Source organism: Galbibacter mesophilus, from assembly GCF_023721415.1.
Lineage (GTDB): Bacteria > Bacteroidota > Bacteroidia > Flavobacteriales > Flavobacteriaceae > Galbibacter > Galbibacter mesophilus.
Genome location: NZ_JAMQVC010000001.1, coordinates 1,284,519 through 1,299,958 on the forward strand (window position 1 = coordinate 1,284,519; position 15,440 = coordinate 1,299,958).

At 38.8% G+C, this 15,440-nt stretch carries 14 protein-coding genes; 6 read left to right on the plus strand and 8 right to left on the minus strand.

All coding sequences use genetic code 11. The annotated features are described in order from the left end of the window. Positions 1-5: 5 nt before the first annotated feature. Positions 6-2,351, minus strand: a complete 2,346-nt coding sequence (locus NDQ75_RS15910) for a TonB-dependent receptor (RefSeq protein ID WP_202028402.1) — start codon at positions 2,349-2,351, stop codon at positions 6-8. A 228-nt stretch (positions 2,352-2,579) separates the two neighbouring features. On the opposite strand from NDQ75_RS15910, the gene amaB reads away from it, so the two are divergent. Continuing rightward, on the plus strand, positions 2,580-4,133 hold the full coding sequence (amaB, locus tag NDQ75_RS05565; RefSeq protein ID WP_202028403.1) for an L-piperidine-6-carboxylate dehydrogenase: 1,554 nt from the start codon (positions 2,580-2,582) through the stop codon (positions 4,131-4,133). 73 nt (positions 4,134-4,206) lie between these two features. On the opposite strand, the gene NDQ75_RS05570 is transcribed toward amaB, so the two are convergent. Further along, positions 4,207-5,196, minus strand: a complete 990-nt coding sequence (locus NDQ75_RS05570; protein ID WP_202028404.1) for an acyl-ACP desaturase — start codon at positions 5,194-5,196, stop codon at positions 4,207-4,209. 318 nt (positions 5,197-5,514) lie between these two features. Between NDQ75_RS05570 and NDQ75_RS05575 the strand changes: the two genes are divergently transcribed. Continuing rightward, positions 5,515-6,402 (plus strand): OmpA family protein, encoded by an 888-nt coding sequence (locus NDQ75_RS05575; RefSeq protein WP_202028405.1) that lies wholly within the window; start codon positions 5,515-5,517, stop codon positions 6,400-6,402. A gap of 24 nt (positions 6,403-6,426) precedes the next feature. Further along, positions 6,427-6,921 carry a hypothetical protein gene (locus NDQ75_RS05580; protein ID WP_202028406.1) on the plus strand — a complete coding sequence of 165 codons (495 nt, stop codon included), beginning with the start codon at positions 6,427-6,429 and terminating at the stop codon, positions 6,919-6,921. Positions 6,922-7,211: 290 nt separating this feature from the next. Here the strand turns inward: NDQ75_RS05580 and NDQ75_RS05585 are convergent, their stop codons facing one another. Further along, the gene (locus NDQ75_RS05585) at positions 7,212-7,943 is read right to left on the minus strand and encodes a metallophosphoesterase (RefSeq protein ID WP_202028407.1); all 732 of its coding nucleotides are present in this window, start codon (positions 7,941-7,943) and stop codon (positions 7,212-7,214) included. 116 nt (positions 7,944-8,059) lie between these two features. On the opposite strand from NDQ75_RS05585, the gene NDQ75_RS05590 reads away from it, so the two are divergent. Then, positions 8,060-9,004: a carbohydrate kinase family protein gene (locus tag NDQ75_RS05590; protein WP_202028408.1), complete on the plus strand. Its 945-nt coding sequence runs from the start codon at positions 8,060-8,062 to the stop codon at positions 9,002-9,004. A 97-nt stretch (positions 9,005-9,101) separates the two neighbouring features. On the opposite strand, the gene NDQ75_RS05595 is transcribed toward NDQ75_RS05590, so the two are convergent. The 4 genes from NDQ75_RS05595 to NDQ75_RS05610 all read right to left on the minus strand — a co-directional run bounded on the left by NDQ75_RS05595 (position 9,102) and on the right by NDQ75_RS05610 (position 12,643). Continuing rightward, on the minus strand, positions 9,102-10,238 hold the full coding sequence (locus NDQ75_RS05595) for an ATP-binding protein (protein WP_202028409.1): 1,137 nt from the start codon (positions 10,236-10,238) through the stop codon (positions 9,102-9,104). 197 nt (positions 10,239-10,435) lie between these two features. Then, a complete protein-coding gene (locus tag NDQ75_RS05600) occupies positions 10,436-11,194 on the minus strand; it encodes an SDR family NAD(P)-dependent oxidoreductase (protein WP_202028410.1) in 759 nt (252 codons plus the stop codon). 185 nt (positions 11,195-11,379) lie between these two features. Further along, positions 11,380-12,297, minus strand: coding sequence for a DMT family transporter (locus NDQ75_RS05605; protein WP_202028411.1), 918 nt, complete (start codon positions 12,295-12,297; stop codon positions 11,380-11,382). Next, positions 12,290-12,643, minus strand: coding sequence for an arsenate reductase family protein (locus tag NDQ75_RS05610; protein WP_202028412.1), 354 nt, complete (start codon positions 12,641-12,643; stop codon positions 12,290-12,292). Before NDQ75_RS05610 ends, NDQ75_RS05605 begins: the two co-directional genes overlap by 8 nt. A gap of 157 nt (positions 12,644-12,800) precedes the next feature. Here NDQ75_RS05610 and NDQ75_RS05615 point away from each other — a divergent pair, with 157 nt between their 5' ends. After that, a complete protein-coding gene (locus NDQ75_RS05615; RefSeq protein ID WP_202028413.1) occupies positions 12,801-13,259 on the plus strand; it encodes a DinB family protein in 459 nt (152 codons plus the stop codon). Here NDQ75_RS05615 and NDQ75_RS05620 read toward each other — a convergent pair. Then, on the minus strand, positions 13,231-13,989 hold the full coding sequence (locus NDQ75_RS05620) for a DUF3298 and DUF4163 domain-containing protein (RefSeq protein WP_202028414.1): 759 nt from the start codon (positions 13,987-13,989) through the stop codon (positions 13,231-13,233). The two genes, NDQ75_RS05615 and NDQ75_RS05620, sit on opposite strands and share 29 nt — an antisense overlap. Before the next feature lie 155 nt (positions 13,990-14,144). Between NDQ75_RS05620 and NDQ75_RS05625 the strand changes: the two genes are divergently transcribed. Next, a complete protein-coding gene (locus NDQ75_RS05625; RefSeq protein ID WP_242513660.1) occupies positions 14,145-15,344 on the plus strand; it encodes a cystathionine gamma-synthase in 1,200 nt (399 codons plus the stop codon). Positions 15,345-15,440 lie beyond the last annotated feature (96 nt).

Below are 15,440 nucleotides of genomic sequence, written 5' to 3' on the forward strand. Positions count from 1 at the left end.
AAAACTTACAATTTTACGGTTAAGGAAACATTGAACTGGGTTCCATTTGCCTTTATGTAATTAGAGTCGCGACCCGCCCATTGCGAAATTAGATTGTAATAATCTTCGTTTAAAAGGTTTCTTATACCTACTCCCAAATTTGTTGTTGGCGTAAGTTGGTAATTTGTAGTAAGGTTAAGAACGTTGAAACTATCTACTGGCCCTTGACCATAACTGTAATCCCCGCTGTCATTTGGGTCAAATCTATTTCTGTTTCCACTATAGGTGTAGGATAAACGTGTATCTAAGCGTTTTTTCCATCGGTAGGAAAGGTAAGACACCAGTTTTATTGGTGGAATTCTATCTCCGTTCATGTAGGTGCTATAATCTCCGTTGTCTTGAGTGTCTAGTTTTCCTTCAACATAGGTAAATGAGGTTCCGAAGTTTAAGTTTTCCAATAATTCGGTATCAAGGGCTAATTCTACACCATATATTTTTTCGGGTTGCCTAGCAATTTCAAATACCCCGCTTGGTGTTTCGCGATAGGTTGACCCAAGCTCGGAAGTACTTATAAAATAAGCACCGCTTAATCTTGTTTTTCCAAGTTGGGAATTAATACCTATTTCGTAATTATTGGCAATAACCGCTTCAGAATTGATTTCACTTACCGTGTTTTGGGTAGCAGAACGAAGGGTTCTTCCTAAATCAGCAATAGAAAAACTTTGTGAAAAGCTTACAAAAGGTTTAAAAACGCTCCATTTGTTGTAACGTAAACCAACATTAAATACAGTTGCATTGTAGTCTAACTGACCACCGTCCACGGCTACGCCTCCGCCATTGGGTGTTGTTTCCCCTTCATTATAGGTTGTAATGGTTGTGTAGTCTGGCACATCAATTTTTATATTTTCAAATCGTATTCCCGCTTTAAAAACAAAGTCACTATACATAGTTTTAAACTGGGCATAGGGAGCTAAATTGGTCATGTCCATTTCTGGTACCCACAGGCGCCCATCTACTAATTCCTGGGAAGTTTTGTCATTTAAAACATCTAAACCATATAACACGTATCCGTTAACGTTGCCAAAGGAATACGGAGTTTTTAAATTGAAACGGGCTCCTTTTTTAGTTGAAAGAATAGAAGATTGTCCGCCATCGAAACCTAGATTTGGATCAAAGAAAAAATCTGAGAAACCATAAACGGTTTTAAAGTCTTGGTAGTAAAGATTGGTGCGTAGATCAGTTTTTCCAAAAATACCGGCATAGTCGTAGGTAAGCTGAATATTGTGGTTGTAACGGTTACCTTGATCTTCTCCTGGGTCTTCTCCGAGAACACCGATTGTAGGAGTTTCCCCGTACTCTCCAAGTTCAGCTACATATTGAGTGTCTTGGTTGCTACTGAAATAGTTGTACATCAGTTCGATGTTCTGCTTATCGGAAATTTCATAATTGAACTTCCCAAACAAGCTATATTGAGAAGTTTCACCTAATCCGTAAAAAGGAGACATTACAACTCCATTGGCGTCTTTAAAAACACCAGTTTGGCGAAAAGTACCGTTGGCTACATAACCAAGCTTGTTAACTTTACCAGAAAATGTCTGACTTATATTGGCGCCCACCGTGTTGTCTATAGCGACTAAAGAACCTGTGCTCCCTACAGTAGTAGTGCTCTCAAAAGGCTTGGATTCGGCGGTTTTTTTGGTAATGTAATTTACAATACCACCATCAGCACCGTTTCCATAAATGGCTGTTGCCCCTTTAATTACTTCAATACGTTCAATTGTGCTGGGGTCTATGGTATTTATGTCACGCCCACCGCTTCTAAGTGGAGTGGACTGCGGAATCCCATCAATTAACACCAGCATGTTCCTTCCGCGAAGCGTTTGCCCTGTGTTGCTCGTTTGGTTAGTACTTAGAGAAATTCCGGGAATTTCAGTAAGAATGTCGGCAACAGAATTACTAGTTTGGGATAAATTTTCAACTTGTCTTGAAGTAAGCACAGAAACCGAAGAAGGAACTTCATCTAAAGTCTCCCGCGTACGGTTGGAGGTGATTACTATTTCATTTAACTGTTCCAAATATTCTTCAAGCGTAACATCCAGCTTTATTCCGTTGCTATTCTCCAGCGATACATTCTTCTCTACGGATTTAAATCCGATAGCGGAAAAAGTAAGCGTATAACTCCCTGATTCGGTAAAATGTAAAATGTATTTTCCTTTTTCGTCGGAAGTAGTACCTATGGAGGTACCTTTGGCCATAACATTAACAAAAGGAATTGGATTGTTGTCTTGATCTTTCACTGTTCCTTGAAGTGTGAAATCTTGGGCAGTAAGGATACCCGAAGCGAGAAAAACTAAGCCGAATAGAAATCGCATTATTATTTTTATTTAGATTTTTTATAAATAGAGTGCAAAAGTAAATTTTAGTGTCGTACTTCCAAAGGGATACTTGTTAAATTTTTTCCTGAAATCACTTCTTGAATTTTAAGCTAATATTGATGACATTAATTATCATTTGATAAATTGTAAATTGAAGGAAGGTTTTCATCAATAATTTGTATTTTCGTTATTAATCAAACAAAAACACTTTAAAAAGTTATAAATATGACAATAAGTACCAAAGATTCTGCTATAGGCGAAACTTTAAGCATATTAGGATTATCAGAGAATAATTTAGGAAGCTCAACAGGTAAAAACTGGTTTGCTTCCGGAAGTGAGTTGGTATCCATATCTCCTGTAGATGGACAAGAGATAGGGCGAGTTACCCAAACCACCGAATCTGATTACGAAAAAGTAATGGAAACGGCAACAGCTGCCTTTAAAGAGTGGCGGCAAATACCAGCACCGCAGCGCGGGGAAATTGTTAGACAGTTTTCTGAAAAATTACGAAAATACAAAGAGCCGCTTGGCAAATTGGTTTCTTATGAAATGGGAAAATCATATCAAGAGGGGCTCGGCGAAGTACAGGAGATGATAGATATTTGCGACTTCGCTGTTGGACTTTCACGTCAACTTCATGGTTTAACGATGCACTCCGAAAGACCGGGGCATAGAATGTACGAACAATATCATCCATTGGGAATAGTGGGTGTCATTTCTGCTTTTAATTTTCCCGTAGCCGTTTGGTCTTGGAATACTGCTTTGGCTTGGGTTTGCGGCGATGTATGTGTTTGGAAACCTTCCGAAAAAACACCTTTAATTTCGGTGGCTTGTCAAAAACTAATCGCAGAAGTACTGGAAGAAAGCAATATGCCCGAAGGTATCTCCTGTTTAATCACGGGAGATTACAAAGTGGGGGAGTTGCTAACCAACGATAAGCGCGTTCCGTTAATCTCTGCTACGGGTTCCATTAGAATGGGAAAAATTGTAGCACAAGCTGTAGCGGCTCGTTTGGGTAAGTCGTTATTGGAGTTGGGTGGAAATAATGCCATTATAGTTACTCCAGATGCTGATATTAAAATGACAGTTATTGGCGCTGTATTTGGTGCCGTGGGAACCTGCGGACAACGTTGTACTTCTACAAGACGACTTATTGTTCATGAATCTATGTACGAGCAAGTGAAAAACGCATTGGTAGATGCATACAAACAGCTCCAAATTGGTAATCCTTTAGATGAAAACAATCATGTTGGTCCGCTAATCGATAAAGATGCGGTAAATAATTACTTAAACGCACTTGAAAAGGTGAAAGAAGCAGGCGGTACTATTTTAGTTGAAGGCGGAGTGCTGGAAGGAGAAGGCTACGAAAGCGGCTGTTATGTTAAACCTGCCATAGCCGAAGCAGAAAACCATTATGACATTGTACAGCACGAAACCTTTGCTCCTGTATTGTATCTTATGAAATACAAAGGAGATGTTGAGAATGCTATTGAATTACAGAACGGAGTGGTACAAGGATTGTCTTCGGCTATTATGACAAACAATCTTCGGGAAGCGGAAAGATTTTTATCACACCAAGGATCCGACTGCGGAATTGCCAATGTGAATATTGGAACCAGCGGCGCTGAAATTGGTGGCGCTTTTGGTGGAGAAAAAGAAACCGGTGGAGGTCGTGAAAGTGGTTCTGATGCTTGGAAAATTTATATGAGACGTCAGACAAACACTATAAATTATACTACAGAACTTCCGTTGGCACAAGGAATAAAATTCGACTTGTAAAATAATGGTATAAATAAAATGTCCTGCTGAAATTCGGCAGGACATTTTTATATTATTTCATTGGATTTTTAAACTATAAAACCCCATTAGCTTCAACCCATTTAAATGTATGTTGGTCTTGTGGCACCGCCATACGTTCGGAGATTCTTTTTAGTCGGTCTGGGAGTTTCATTAAGTATTCCCTTGCCTTCTCTGCTTTATCGTTAAGTTCACGAACTTTATCAATTTCCCAATACGCATTTAACTTGTCTAAAATATTTATATAATCAAAGGTGGTATAAACACCTAGACGTTGCGCCGCATTGGAGAAATTCTCAAAAGCGCTTCCGATATGGTCTCCAGACTCACGGATAAATTGAGCCGGCATAACAATTTTACGCTTCATCATATCCGCAAAGGCAATCATCATTTCACTTGGGTCGTGTTCGAAAATAACTTTTACAAACTCCCGGTACGCCAAGTGGTGACGCATTTCGTCTCCCGCAATAATGTTGCACATTTTGGCTAACATTGGGTTGCCATTCTTTTTGGCCAATTGCCCAACACGTTTGTGGGAAATATTGGTAGCCAACTCTTGAAAAGAGGTATAAACAAAGTTTTTATAAGGGTCTCTTCCTGTACCAATATCAAAACCATCAGCAATCATATGCTGGGTGGTTTTTTCTATTTCTTTCATGTTTACCCTTCCGGCGAGGTATAAGTATTTGTTCAGCACATCACCATGTCGGTTCTCTTCAGCAGTCCAATGGCGCACCCATTTAGACCATCCGTTTCTGGCATGTTGGTCTACGCCTTCCACATCCATTAACCATGATTCGTAGGTAGGCAAGGCTTCTTCCGTAATGGTATCCCCAACAAGTACTACCCAAAAGTCGTAGCCCAATTCTTTCGCTTCGCCTCTAATTTTTCTTACTTCTTCAAAAAAGTTGTCGCTTTGGGAATCTGGTAGGAAATCAGTGGGTTGCCAAATTTTATCAACTGGAATTAAATATTCCTCAAGAAAAGAGTCTACCCTTTTCTCGATAGTTTTCATAACTTCAAGTCTAATATTATGTAAGGACATATAGTTCTGGTTTTTTAACGGTGTAAATATCGTATTTCTTTAATCTAATTACGAATACTTTGCCTAAATTTTAGCATTTGCAATATTCAACATTGTTGAATTAAAACATCCAACTCTTTCAAAACTAATCAGTTTTGTCAAGTTGAGCGTCATTAAGCTAGTTGGTAGAACTATAAAATTACGAAAAATTGCCCGTTTTATTGTCCTTTGAGAGCGTTTTATACTGTGATGCGCAAAGTTTTTTCAGAAGACGGTGTTAAGATTTGATTTTTTTGTTAAATTTGATAGGTAACATACTGCTAACCAATCTTCTAATTTATGAAATCTGTCTATCTCGTAGCCATAATAATTACTATTCTTATTGGCTCTTTTTTCAATTGGATTTTGTGTTGTGATGCTATTGCTGAAGAGGTTGTAGTTGAAAGGACGGTAGTGGAAAAGACATTACCAGTAAATCCTTTAATAATTGAAGATAGTACAGGTACATTCTCTTATAGAACCAATGATAATTTCAACTTTCACGAATCGGATTTTATTATTTTGAGGCCTTTGGAAAATGGGGTAGACGAAGGTATTGAGAAGTTAAACGATTACATTTCTCCCAACGAGCAAAAATTTATCGATGTTACTGGATTTTATGCTGCCAATGAAAGAAACAATTCTGCTTTTCCAAATCTGGGATTGGCTCGGGCAAACTCCGTCAAAAACCATTTGATTGCAATGGGGATTTCATCCAAAAAGATAAATACGTATGGGGAAATCAAAGAAGACCTTGTTGTAAACGACAGTATTTATGTGGGGCCGGTAGCGTTTTTAATAACCGAAGATTCCAATTTTAAAAATGCCGAAGCAGTTATCGCCCGTATTAAAGAGGAGCCCATCGTGCTATATTTTGAAACAGGTAAAAGTACGATAACCCTTACCGATGAACAGCGAGCCAAATATTTGGATATAGTACGCGCTATGGATAAAGTAGACGATATTTCGGTAGTGATTTACGGTCATACAGACAGTACGGGAAGCACGGAAAACAACATGGCTTTGGGCAAAGGCAGGGCAGAATTTATAAAATCATATTTGGTTAGAAATGGGATTCCCGAAACTAGCATTGAAACCATCTCCAAAGGAGAGCAGGAACCTGTTGCGGATAACAATACTACGGAAGGAAGGGCTAAGAACAGAAGAACGGTAATTACCATAAAATAGAACGAATCAACTAAAAATTTATATATGAATTGGTGTTTAATCATTCCATTAATTGTAGGTGTTATATGTGCAATTTTGGGGTATTTATTGGGAAAATTATCTAGCGGAGATAATTCGGAAGCTATTCAATCTTGGCAAAAGAAATACGATAAACTAGATGCAGATTTAGCCGATTGTAGGGCAAAACTTGCGAGAAAAGATGTGGTTACTACCCATTTAATTCCTTTTGATGCTGCCATGGCAAAGTCTGCATTTGGTAAAAAGATAAAGCAAGACGACTTAAAAATTGTGGAAGGAATAGGACCTAAAATTGAAGTTTTGTTTCATGCAAAAGGCGTAACAACGTGGAAAGAACTCTCGGATTGCAGCGTAGAAAAATGCTATGAAGTTTTAAAATCAGGTGGGAAAGCTTTCGATATTCACCGACCAGAAACATGGCCGGAGCAGGCAAAATTGGCGTATGAAGGAAAGTGGGTAAAACTAAAAGCCTGGCAAGACGAATTGAAGGGCGGAAAATAACTATCGCACGAAACCTTGTTGAAAGTAATCTAAATTATAAATCTCAATTATTGAGGAAAGAGCTAACCAGCTGAATCTTGAAATCGCCTTCATGAACTATTGTGAAGGCGATTTTTTTAATGAAACTCAAACCTCAAAAGCCGCAGGCGCATTGCGGTTTGCTGGTTGAACCTTCCTGCTTCGCGGGTAGGCAGGTTAACCTTGACCTTCAGCGTCAGGATCTTTTTTCTGAAACGTCTCCCAAACCTCAAAAGCCGAAGGCGCATTGCGGTTTGTTGGCTTTACGTCTCTTAATTTCTACCCTTTTCATCGGGGTACAATTCATTTGCATTATCACTCTGCCAATACTCTTTGGTGTCAATGTCCATTATCGTAAGCGGACTCTTATAGGCGGCTCCTGTGTCCATATTCCAAACACGATCTAAGTTAACGGGTGTGGTTTCACCTATTCGTATGGTTGGTGTGTGACCAATGTAAATTTCGTGGTAATGTCTTAGACGTTGAGGGTAGTTGTCATCGTCTTCGGTTAAATTCTTATCCATTGCCAATAACATTTCCCATAACGACCGGTCCCAATACAGCATTTCAGGGAAATATTCCCTTTCAACCCCATGTAAATTGGTGAAACCGGCATGAACAAACAAACGGTTGTTCTTATCCAAGTGATAATTATCCAACGACTCCAAGAATTTTTTATGAATATCAATTTCGGCCCTGCCCAGTTTTTCGTAGGCTTCAACCGTTGCTTTTCCGCCGTGGAATAGCCACATATCGTTATCTACTGGTTTTAATAACCACTCCAAAAACAACACATCGTGATTCCCTTTTATAAAAACGCATTCGTTGGTGCTTCTAAGTTCTATCAATTTATTTATAACCTGCGGCGCCTCGCTCCATCCGTCAACATAATCGCCTAAAAAAATTAGTTTGTCATTTTCGGTTACTTCAGCTCGCTCCAATACTTGTTCCAGCGCTCTAAAAGCTCCGTGGATATCGCCTATAACCAATGTTCTGTTTGCCATGAAATCACTTTTTTTAAAGTATCTTTATATGAAATGTCCAGTCGTAAATAATATATTTACATAATAAGTGCAAAAGGCATTCCACTTGACCAATTTAAAAAAATAAATAAGAAAAGATGAGAAAAGTGTACTGCATTGGGGAGCTGTTAATTGATTTTGTGGGAGAAAACCAAGGAGCAGATTTGGCAAAAGCGCTTCAATTTACCAAAAAGGCGGGTGGAGCACCAGCTAATGTTGCTTCAGCCGTGGCTAAATTGGGTGGGGAAAGTGAGTTTGTTGGCAGCGTTGGAAAAGATGCCTTCGGAAGTTTTTTAACGCATACCCTTCAGCAAAATAAAGTGGGAACAAAATATTTGCAGCAAACAAATACATTTACCACTTTGGCATTTGTTTCCTTGGCGGAAAACGGAGAGAGGGATTTTGTTTTCAGTAGGGGAGCGGATAAAGAATTGGAGTACGACCGAAACCTAAAAGATCAATTTGCCAATGCGATTGTTCATTTTGGGGCGGCCACTTCTTTTTTGGGTGGAAGTTTAGAAAAAACCTACGAAAAGTATTTGGAAGAAGTTGTTGCGAAAAATGCCTTTGTTAGCTTTGATCCCAACTATAGAGTGGATCTTTGGAAAGGAAAAACAGCTGTTTTTGTGGAAAAATGCAAACCTTTTATTCAGAAAGCTGATTTTGCCAAATTCAGTGAAGAGGAAGCATTTCTCATTTCAGAAAAAGACAACCTTATTGATGCCTGTCATAAACTGCATGCTGAAGGTGTCAAGGTAATTGCGGTAACGATGGGTAGTAAAGGTACTTTTCTCAGCACCCAAGAAAAGAATGCAATTATTGAAAGTGTCCCGGTAAATGCTGTTGATACCACGGGTGCCGGCGATGCCTTTGTGGGTTGTTTTTTGTATTTATTATCGAAAGAAAATAGGTTAGATGAAACACTGCTTGATTTTAATAAACTAAAAGAAATGGTAGCAATTGCCAACAAGGCGGGAGCACACACCACCACCCAATTTGGAGCTATTGATGCTTTGCCGTTTGCTAAGGATTTGGGTTTGTAGAGATGAAGATTAACGAACTAGTTGAATTTTAAAGTCTTAAAAGGAAACGTAACCTTGAAGGAGTTGGTTCAGTGTAAAACAAAACCCTCAATGAGGGCTAAGAATACTGTACTTTCCTCAATACCCGTAACGCTTCTTTTAGCGAATTATAGACTTCTTTATTGTGGTCTTTTACAAACCAGCGGTAATCTTCCAGCATTTGTTTGGCTCCAGAAAACCCGTTCAAATAACAAATAAGATGTGTGGCAGGGATGTTTTTCAGGTCTTTTTCGTCTTGGTTGCTCAGTGGAAGTCCTTTTTTTAACTTTTCCAGAATGGTGTTGTTGGTATTAAAAATATGGTAGAGCATTTTACGGTCGTATTGTGGAGGCTCAAATATCAGCGTACTGTCTATGGTGTACGTACCGTTATCGTTAAATTGTATTTCTACTTTTTCCAGCGGATAGAACTTTTTGTTACTGCTCAACCCCAATTGAATGTACTCCGTTATCGCAAAAGTGCTTTCCGTAAACTTAATTTCCACTTCATCGAGGGCAGAATAAAAGAGTTTTACCTGTTCATTAATCAATTCAATATCTACACGGGAGTAATAAACTTTGTCATCTACCTTTTTAACATTGCCTGCCCAGCAAACCACAAATTGTTCTTTAAAAACCTTGTAGTTCGACTCAAGGTCGGCGTGGGTTTCATTTATAAAGTTGATAACCCCATCCAGTGTAAGTTCGATATTGTTTTTGGCATGTTGTTCAATTTCAGCAACAATGGCAGAGTTCGTATCTTTTATTTCAATATCAAATACTTTCGGCATGCTAATGCTGCCATCCCTAAAAAACACGCTACCGCCCCAATATTTCCAAATGTTTTTTCTAAGGGCAGCCAATTTTCCGGTAGACCGAATGGTGACCAAACCAACCACTTTTCCAGCCGGTAATTGCGGAAAGTAAATATTTTCGTAGGAAACCAGCGGAGCGTTATCGATGTATGCATTTACAAGGTTTTGTATTTTGCTATCATCAAAAAAATCTACTCCAACAATTTTGTTGTCCTCATCTTCCACACCCACCACTATAAAAGCATTGTTATTGGGGTTGGAGTTTGCTAAGGCGCAGATGTGTTTTATAAATTTAGCTTTCCCCTCCTTGTCGCCAATGTTTATAAACCGCTTTTTATCATAAAAACTATTCTCGTCGTTATGGGCGAGGAGGTTTTTTACCAACAAACGTTTATTAATCATTGAATTTAAATTGATCCACTAAATGGAATTTACTCACACCTGACTGCCGTCAGACAAGTTGCTCCGTCACATGCCTACCAAATAGGCCATGGCAATAGGAATTAACATTTTCAACCTAATTGCCTCATCTGCAACGAAATTATTCACTCTAAAGATAAAGAGTACAACTGAAATGAAAAAGAGTTTAGGGTAAAGTTCTATGCGTTCTTATTTACTATTGTGCTGCTGGCTTGGTCGGTAGGCATAACTATTAGGTCGGCAATATTTACATGGGGTGGGCGGGTAACGGTAAAATGTATAATCTCCGCTACATCCTGCGGGGAAAGCGGGGTGAATCCTTCGTACACCGCTCCTGCTTTTTCGGTATCTCCCTTTAAGCGTACTTGACTAAATTCGGTTTCTACCAAGCCTGGATTTACGGCACCTACCCGAATGCCGTGAGCGTGCAAATCGATACGCATTCCTTGATTGATAGCATCTACAGCGTGTTTGCTCGCGCAATAAACATTTCCGCCGGGATACACTTCTTTTCCAGCGGTGGACCCGATATTGATTATATGTCCGGATTTACGTTCCACCATACCGGGAATAATCGCTTTGGATACATAGAGCAATCCTTTCACGTTGCCGTCTATCATGGCATCCCAATCGTCGATGGCCCCTTTGTCGATAGGCGACAAGCCATGGGCGTTTCCGGCGTTGTTAATGAGAATGTCTATTTTTTTAAATGCTGAAGGGATTGCTTCAATTGCATTAAAAACTTCTGTTTTGTTGCGAACATCAAATGATGCGATATGCACTTTTACTTTTTCTGAAAGTTCATTTTGAAGCGTTTCCAAACGTTCTTTTCTTCTTCCGCAGAGAACAAGATTAATACCATTTTCAGCAAAAAGTTGAGCAGTTGCTTTTCCTATTCCACTCGTCGCGCCAGTTATAAGTGCAGTTTTGTTATCCATAGTATTCGTTTTGCCTATAAAGATAAGGCTAGGATAAGTTAAATGTTATTTTTTGTTATTGTTTAATTGTTGAATAGACTACGTTTAAATTTTTTAAACTCCTAACTCCTAACTCCTAACTCCTAACTCCTAACTCCTGACTTCCGACTCCCGACTTCAGAGCCTTTCAACGAAACCAGACACCATCATGAAACGTTGGTTCTTTTGGCAACGGTGACTTCTTTTTTGGTTTTGGTTACCAAATAGACACCTAGAAAAACCAATAATCCGGCAACAACTCTAACGAAATTTAGCTTGTCGGCACCCACGGCCACGGCAAATAGTATTCCAATAAGCGGTTGCAAGTAAACGAAGGCCCCAATTGTTGATGCTTTTAATTGTTTAAGCGCATAAATATTCAGCAGATACGTAGAAAAAGTGGTTCCTACCACTACAAAAGTCATTCGCCAAATGGCATCAAATGGTAAAGTTGTCCACTCTACGGCTTTAAATTCAGAAAAAGTAAAAGGAAAATTAATAACAATCCCGATTAGGAATACCCATTTCATAATGGTAAACGAATGGTATTTAGCCACCAAGGGTTTTACTAAAACAAGATAAACACCGTAAGAAGTGGCGTTAATCATAAAAAGCAAATTTCCCAAGGCAATGTTGGGAGCGTTCTGTTGTGTTTGTTCTCCAAAAAGTACTAATCCCAAAGCGCCGGCAAAGCCCAGTAAAACGCCCAACGTCCGTATAAAAGTAATTCGTTCTTTAATTAACACAGCCGAAAGTACAAATACAATAATGGGGGTAATAGTAACGATTACCGAACTGTTAATGGGGGTGGATAAACTAAGCCCTTTAAAAAATGCAAGCATGTTTATCATCATTCCAAACATGGAACACACAATAAGCCGGGGCCAATCCTTGGTATCTATCTTTTCTTTGGGTCCCCAAATGCTTATCAGCCAAAATAAAAAAGTGGCTCCCGTTACGCGCAACATAATAAAACCGAATGGCTGAATGTATGTAGGCATAACATCTTTGGCAACGGTGTGATTTATTCCGTAAATAAGACTAGCCCCAAAAGCAGCCAACAGTGCTAGAATTCTTTTATCCATGAATGGCTTTCTTTGCGTTTTCCACTGTTTTTTTGCTATTGCCAACGAAAATTTCCCCGTTATTAATAATTACAGGTCGTTTTAGAAAGGTATAGTGTTCAAGGATTAGATTTTTATAATCGTTTTCTGTAAGATTTTTATTTTTTAAGTCACGCTCTTTGTAAAGTCGTGCTCTTTTACTGAAAAGGGATTCGTAAGACCCCGAAAGTTCCTTCATTTCTTCCAGCTGAGTTTCCGTAATGGACGCTGTTTTAATATCTTGGGAATCAAAGTTGGAAGGAAGTTCCAATTCGTTGATGATTCGTTTACAAGTGTCGCATGTACTAAGATGGTAGATTTTTTGCATTTTCAGAAATTTTAAATGCAAAGTTAGCGTTATTAACTTACTTAAAAAGGCGTTTGTAAGGTTTTATAACATTCAAGCGCTTCTCTGTTTTGTTCTGCAAATTTAAAGTCGATTTCGAGTTTTAATTGGTAATTTTACGGGAGGATAAGAAATAATTATGATAGCATATCAATTCGAAATCCTGCAAAAAAGCAGGGAGGCCGTTTTAAGATTAACGGAAGGTTTAACGGAAGCGCAATTAAATAAAATCCCAAAAGGGTTTAACAACAATATTGCCTGGAATGTAATCCATTTAGTGGTTACGCAGCAGCTTTTATGTTATAAACTAGCAGGAAAAGAAATGTACGTTTTGGATGAAGTAGTAAATAGTTACAGAAAAGGAACTGCACCAGACCCTTCTAAACCGGTTTCCTTAAAAGAATTTGAAGCCTTTAAAGTAGAATTAATGAAAAACGTAGAGCGCATCAAAAATGACTACAAACCGGGTCAAAGCTTTAATAGCTACACTACCAGTGCCGGAGTAACTATAAGCTCTATTGAAGATGCTATTGCCTACAACAATTATCATGAAGGATTGCACAACGGCTCTATTCTGTCGTTGCTTCGAGCCATTTAGGTTTTATAAAAGCTTTAGCCTCTTCAAAAGGAATTTCAATTTTTGTGAGTCCGTCTGCATAGGCTGCAATTTCGTAAGGATTGTATACCAAAATAATTCCTTTTTCGTCAAACCCAATGCTGTTTGGCAAGTGAAAACGGTCGCTTTCAAACATAAAGCCGGTACTGTTAATGTTGGCGTCGGCTGCGATGTCTTCTTTTTCGCGAAAAGTCTTTTCAGCAAAAGAAAGGAAAGCCTTTTTGTCAGTTAACAGCTCTTCCGCGTTTAAGTGGGTTCCGTTTGAAATATCAAAATTTAAATAATTTACACTTCCGTAGCCATGGGCACCGCCGGTAAAAATGTAACTATCTACTTTTATGGAAGCGAAATGTTCATTTTGAAAAGAAACCTCTCCTCTTATGGTCGCTTCCCACGGAATAATTTCCTCTGGGAACCTTTCTTTTAGTTTTGTGTATTCACTTCGGAAGATTTCTATTGCGGAAGATAAAGAGTCAGCTGTATTTTCTTCGGAATAGTTTAAGGTCTTAATGACGAATTCTTCGATTTTATCATTAATTTTTGAAGCTACCTCATTCTCTGGCTGCGCTTGGGGCATCTCAATAATTACTTTTGGACATTCCTTACAATCATCCGTAGGAATATCTTTAATCACAAAGGTTGTGTGTTCTGTCGTGTCACAAGCGGAAAAGAAGAATAGAGATAAAAAACAAACGGCTGATAAACGCTTCATATAAAATTGCTGTTAAATCCCTCATTGAGGGTTGTTCGCCGACGTTCTGCGTCGAAATGAGTTAAACAATATTTTATTTGAATACCTCATGGGCTGCCCCGAAGTAGTTAAATAAAGAATAAAGGTACGCTGTTCTTTGTAAACCCCAAAAGTAAATGATAATTTTGATAGGAACGCATTTATTTTCAGAACAGATAATTATGAGCGATAAAACATTACGGTTTAATTCCAAGACCATACACGGGGGTCAAAAACCCGACAAAGCATACGGCTCAGTAATGCCGCCCATTTACCAAACTTCTACCTATGCCCAGACCACGCCTGGAGGACACCAAGGATATGAATATTCCCGAAGTGGCAACCCAACGCGTACGGCTTTGGAAAATAGTTTGGCGAGCATTGAGAACGGTAACTACGGAATGGCATTTGCAAGCGGACTTGCAGCTATCGACGCGGTTATTAAATTGTTGAAGCCTGGTGATGAAGTAGTTTCTACCAATGACTTGTATGGCGGAAGCTATCGTTTGTTTAGTAAAATATTTATTGATTTTGGTATCAAATTCCATTTTGTAAATATGGAAGATGTCTCTAATATAGAGAATGCGATAAATGAAAACACCAAGCTCATTTGGATAGAAACGCCTACCAACCCAATGATGAATATTATAGATATTGAAGCGGTAGCTGAAATTGCTAAAGAACATGATATTTTGCTCGGGGTGGATAATACGTTTGCTACGCCTTACTTGCAGCAGCCGTTGGATTTAGGAGCCGATTTGGTCATGCATTCAGCCACTAAATATTTGGGCGGACACAGTGATGTTGTAATGGGTGCTTTAGTGGTAAAAGATAAAAAACTTGCCGAGAGACTTTATTTTATTCAAAATGCCAGTGGTGCCGTTGCGGGGCCAATGGATAGTTTTTTGGTGTTGCGCGGAATTAAAACCTTACACATTCGAATGCAGCGGCATTGTGAAAACGGTTCAGCTGTCGCGAAATATTTAGCGAATCACCCTAAGATTGAAAAAGTATATTGGCCAGGATTCGATTCGCATCCCAATCATGATGTAGCAAAAAAACAAATGAAGGATTTTGGAGGGATGATTTCTTTTGTAACCAAAGGAAATAATTACCAAGAGGCTATTAGAATTGTTGAAAATTTGAAGGTTTTTACGTTGGCAGAATCCTTGGGCGGTGTGGAATCCTTGGCGGGGCATCCGGCTAGTATGACCCATGCTTCCATCCCGAAAGAAGAACGGGAAAAAACAGGCGTTGTAGACGCATTAATCCGTTTAAGTGTTGGTATTGAAGATGAGAATGATCTTATTGAAGATCTCGAGCAAGCCATCGGATAGCGAAAACGTTTGAAATTTACGATTTATTAAAAATAGACCCTTAATTTTTCAATAAAAGTTATAATTTTGCTTTTAAATTACTAAAACCATAATCCA